The organism is Pseudomonas sp. 22085 (assembly GCF_052045815.1).
GTDB classification, from domain to species: Bacteria; Pseudomonadota; Gammaproteobacteria; order Pseudomonadales; family Pseudomonadaceae; genus Aquipseudomonas; species Aquipseudomonas glycinae.
In genome coordinates this window covers 1-998 of the sequence record NZ_JBQEQA010000049.1, presented here as the reverse complement: position 1 = coordinate 998, position 998 = coordinate 1, and the positions used below count along the sequence as shown (strand labels likewise).

Genomic DNA, 998 nt, shown 5'->3' with positions numbered 1-998 from the left:
CAGTGGGCCAAGCCGAGTGAAGAGTTGCTGCGCCTGAGCGAGCAGGTGCGCCAACTGCAAAAGCGCCAGCCGCATCGACCGATCACCGAGATCTTTGCCGAGGTGCAGCGTATGGCATCTACGGGTAAGCGCCGCGCATGAATTGTTTTCCCAAACAGCGCATGGGGGCCGAATTCACGCCAGCGAAGGAAACACTGGAATTGGCCGTCTGTATTCAAAACCTGAACGACAAAGGTGAATGGACATCGCGCACTCGTGTCATTCATATCGATCCACGGGGGGAGGGGCACTTTGTAGTGATTGCTCCGCAACTGGTGAAAGAGAAACCACCGGTTTTGCGTGTCGAAACCCAGTTTTTAGAGCAGGCCGATCATGCTGAATAATCCAGTAGAGCCGGGAGTTATCCCGCAAGTCGAGACACCTCGAAAAGCAGGCGATGTCGAGCCGTTTCCGAGTGGTAAGGTCACCTATCTGTCCCCAATACCCTTACCAACACTGACTCCACCTTATGGTCCACATATTGGTGAGCTGAATGATGTTTGCATGGATTTTGGGTTGGGGAAGCCAGAGGTTTTTATGTGGCAAATGACTTTGGGCGGGCCATTCAGCGTGTCTTTCTCAGTCGCTTTTCTCTTTCCATTGGTCGGCGGCTTTCTCGGGCTGATGTTTGGAGATAGTTGGGACGAAATCTGGAGTTACATAGAAGGAATTTTTCAAGAGACAAGAGGACTTGCCATTGAAACCTGTTTTCTAATGCTGCTCATCACCCTCGGCGTCTGGCACCACAACCACAAAAAACGCGCCTCAATCATCCCGACCCGTTTCAACCGCCAACGCCGCGAAGTCTGCTTCATGCCCGAAGGCGTCACCGAACCGGTCTTCGTCCCCTGGGAATCCCTCTCCGCCTGGATCATCGAAGCCCAGGGCGCGACCCAATACGGCATCCACCGCCAATACGGCATGGGCATCGGTTTCTACCACGGCGAAACCCTCACCAG

The 998-nt window shown here is 54.0% G+C and carries 1 protein-coding gene and 1 pseudogene; both read left to right on the top strand.

Annotated elements, in window-relative coordinates:
* Positions 1 to 137 precede the first annotated feature (137 nt).
* The gene (locus tag ACTJK7_RS29055; RefSeq protein WP_440781114.1) at positions 138 to 383 is read left to right on the top strand and encodes a hypothetical protein; all 246 of its coding nucleotides are present in this window, start codon (positions 138 to 140) and stop codon (positions 381 to 383) included.
* Positions 373 to 998, top strand: a pseudogene (locus tag ACTJK7_RS29050) (hypothetical protein); the annotation flags it as partial. The gene ACTJK7_RS29055 and the pseudogene ACTJK7_RS29050, both read left to right, overlap by 11 nt.